The 3,887-nt window shown below is 32.3% G+C and carries 2 protein-coding genes; both read right to left on the bottom strand.

Going from position 1 to position 3,887, the window contains the following annotated elements:
- Positions 1-284: 284 nt before the first annotated feature.
- Positions 285-1,490, bottom strand: a complete 1,206-nt coding sequence (locus U9R42_04740) for a glycosyltransferase family 4 protein (GenBank protein MEA3495323.1) — start codon at positions 1,488-1,490, stop codon at positions 285-287.
- 1 nt (position 1,491) lies between these two features.
- Positions 1,492-2,958 carry an LptF/LptG family permease gene (locus U9R42_04745; GenBank protein ID MEA3495324.1) on the bottom strand — a complete coding sequence of 489 codons (1,467 nt, stop codon included), beginning with the start codon at positions 2,956-2,958 and terminating at the stop codon, positions 1,492-1,494.
- Positions 2,959-3,887 lie beyond the last annotated feature (929 nt).

Genomic DNA, 3,887 nt, shown 5'->3' on the forward strand with positions numbered 1-3,887 from the left:
TGCCTCTAAGAAAACTATCAAATTTTATGATTTCTAAGATTTTTGACCTGCCTTTGCCGTCAGGCAGGTGAGATTTTTATTTTTTGAGACGAGGCGATGCCTTAGCATCAGTGAGTTGAGAAAGATAGGAATCTAATTTTGCAGAGTTTTCTTAGAGACACTAAATATAAACTGTTGGAAAGAAAAGGAGAAGTTGGAGCAGGACGGTGTATAAATTAATTGGCTCATAATGGAATTTAAAAGGGAGCAGGAAAAACAAAAAGCAACTTAAAATGAATTACACATTATTTGGCAATAACTTTCTTGTAATTATTTAGCAATTTTTTTACAATCGTTAAATTATCATATTTGTTTTTTACAAGCTCCACAGCATTGTTACTTATTTTTTTTGCGAAAGCATTATCATTTATCAACTGTTCTATTCTGTTTACAAATTCCTCTTTTGAATCAGCTATCAAAATATTTTCTTCATCTGTATATTCAATTCCTTCAGCACCTATTGATGTTGAAATAATTACTTTGCCAAGTGCCATACCTTCTACAATTTTTATTCGCATTCCGCTACCCGATAACAAAGGAACAATCATTACAGATTTTGAATTCATAAAATCGATTGCACTATTTACTTCCCCTACAATTTCAATATTTTTCTTGTTTAATTTTTTAATTTTCTCCGGCATATTCCTTCCTGCGATATAAAATTTTAGGTCAGGAAATTTTATATTTATCTTTGGCCAAATATCATTTATAAACCAATTTACAGCTTCCATGTTGGGCATCCAATCAAGAGCACCTATATGAAAAAGAGAAATTTGTTGGGGATTTTCTTTTCTGTCTTCAAACCTTTGCATTTCAATTCCTGATGCTGTGGGAAATACTGGCTTTGTACATCCGGCTTTGATAAAAAAATCACCGTCAACTTTTGTGATTGGAACTATTGCATCAAAAGTATTAAGAGTTCCTATTTCGTATTTTTTTAATCGTTTTACTAAAATATTTAAATAGATTTTTTTCAAACCAAAGTGGGTTGAACTTGCCATACGTTCCCAAATTTTGTACTCAATGTTATGCGAACGCATTACTATTTTTGCTTTTGAATGCTTTCTGATATCCTCAACATAGATTGCTTCTTTGAGACTCTCAATATGTACAATGTCAAAGTCTTCTTCTTTTAAAATCCGTATAAGTTTCCTTCTAAAGTTCTCATTTTCATACCTCGAAATATAATATGGCATTTTTGAAAAAAGAAGATTTTTTAATGCAGAAGCAAAAGTGATTTCACTATTTACTTTTACAGTATTTATTTGTGCAAGTTTTTTAAAATCATCAGGAAGGTCTTCAATACTCACATTGTGTTTTGGCGTAACAGGAACAAGCAAAGTTGTGTTGCATCCAAGCTCCCAAAAAGCTTTGGTCATATTGTACATGGCAATAGCACCTCCATCTTTTAAAGGATATGGCATCCTGAAACATAGTTGAAGAATCTTCATTTTATTTTTTACTTAAGTTGTTTTTCATATTTCCCCTTTTCGACTGAAAAAATTCATACACCAAATAATATTTTGATAAAACTTTAGAGAAAAACTCACTTCCGAAATGTATAGAATCTTTATTTGCTTTATAAACGAGGATAAGTCCTATTGGTAAAAGAATAAATACAGGAAGCCACATACCTATCCAAGGTTCTAAAACATATTTTTTCGCAAGTTTTTCGCCTATTATTGAAATTATATGAAAAGCAATAAACATAAATACAGAAACAATACTTGGTAAGCCAAGTCCTCCTTTTCTAATAATCGCACCCATAGGAGCACCCATCAAAAATAGAATAATAATTACGAGTGAAAGAATGATTTTTCTGTGCCATTCGATTTGATACCGTATAAGTGCATTTTTTTGAAATTCAGCTTTTATTGAAGGATTTCGTAAAATGAATTTTATAGTTCGTGCATTTGATTTTGCTCTGCCAAGAATATTATTGTTGTTTTTAATAAAATTACTGATAAAATTTGCTGAATCAAAATGCATTTCACGGGCTTCATAATCACTAAGGCTACTATCACGCAAAAAATACAAATAGGGTTTCAGGTATTCTCTTGTTTGTTCTTCAAGAATAACTTTTTCTTTTTCAATAGAATCCTGCTTTGCTTTTAGTTCAGTCATATTAAGCATTCGATAATTCCCTCTGAATAAATTAACATTTGTTCTGTCAAATTCAAATTGTGATAAGTCAAATTTTATTTCATATTCTTTAAACTTTGTCTTGCTATGCGGTAATCTTATATGACTATTTTTTAAATTTCTTATTTCTTCATATCTGTATCCATCAAACAAAGTAATAGTTAGCCATCTTTGATTCTCAGAAATACTCATTTTCCCACTTTCGGCTTTTATTACAATATTATTATCAGTACCCTTAGTGTGATCATACACCAATACATCTTTTATTTCATTAGTGTTGTTATCCTTTTCTTTTACTCTGATACTGTAACCGTCAATTCCATTATAAAAAACTCCTTCTCTTATATCAAAGGCAGGTTTTTGGGTTTTAACATCCCATAGCAAAGCACCGAACCTTAAGTTCGCTTTTGGTAAAGCATAGTTTGAAAATAAAAATGAACCAAATGCAAAAAATATTACAAGAATACCAAGGGGTCTGAATATTCGTACAAGAGAAACACCCGAGGATTTGTAAGCCATCAATTCATTGTTCTCGGCAAGGCTACCAAAAGTCATCATTGAAGATAGCAATACTGCTAAGGGTAACGCTAAAGGAATAAGGTGAGCAGATGCAAAAAAGATAAGTTCAAAAATAACATACCACTCCAGTCCTTTGCCTGCAAGATCATCTATATATTTCCATAAAAATTGCATTATTAACACAAATAAGGAAATAAAAAATGTTGCAAAGAAGGGAGCTGTAAAATACTTTATTGATAACTTATTTAACTTTTTCACTGTTTCTCGCTGATTGCAATTATGGTGCAAATTAAAATAAATAAATTTGTCTTTGTGAATTAATGACAAGAAGATAATTTGCGAATAATTATTAAATAAAGTTCATTTCAATATATTGCAGATATACTTGTTGACACTACAAGTCGGCAGTTCGCAGTCAAATTCCGAATAAACAAAAAGAAGTACTTAAAGTGCCTAGAGTGCCTAAAGTACTTAAAGTTATGTGTTACGGATAAACAAATCACCAAATAAACAAATAAACAATTCTTCTTAGCGTTCTTTGCGTCTTTGCGTGAAATTACTCCTATTCATCAGATTGCCACAGTCGTTCCTCCTTCGCAATGACGGTATCTTGGAGCTTTCGAATAAAGAAGTCGGCAGTCTTCAGTCGGCAGTCAAATTCCGAATAAACAAAAAGAAGTACTTAAAGTGCCTAGAGTGCCTAAAGTACTTAAAGTTATGTGTTACGGATAAACAAATCACCAAATAAACAAATAAACAATTCCAACAACAACCCATAAAGTCGTCATTGTGAGGGAGTATTCTGACAAAAACAATGTGATAATTTTACTACAATTATTAGTTGTCAGAATACGACCGCGACAATCTCGGGCTTTTTAGCAGAGGTAGTAAAAAAAGCATCCTACTTTTATTCATCAGATTGCCACAGTCGTTCCTCCTTCGCAATGACGGTATCTTGGAGCTTTCGAATAAAGAAGTCAGCAGTCTTCAGTCCGCAGTCGGCAGTCAAATTTCGAATAAACAGATCCTCCTTCGCTAAAGCTACGGAGGAGAATCTAACCAAATAAACAATTCTTCTTAGCGTTCTTTGCGTCTTTGCGTGAAATTACTCCTATTCATCAGATTGCCACAGTCGTTCCTCCTTCGCAATGACGGTATCTTGGAGCTTTCGAATAAAGAAGTCGGCA

The organism is Bacteroidota bacterium (genome assembly GCA_034723125.1).
Taxonomy (GTDB): domain Bacteria; phylum Bacteroidota; class Bacteroidia; order CAILMK01; family JAAYUY01; genus JAYEOP01.

Excerpts from the sequence above, each read along its gene's own strand:
- U9R42_04740 (MEA3495323.1), bottom strand. The coding sequence starts at position 1,490 with ATGAAGATTCTTCAACTATGTTTCAGGATGCCATATCCTTTAAAAGAT.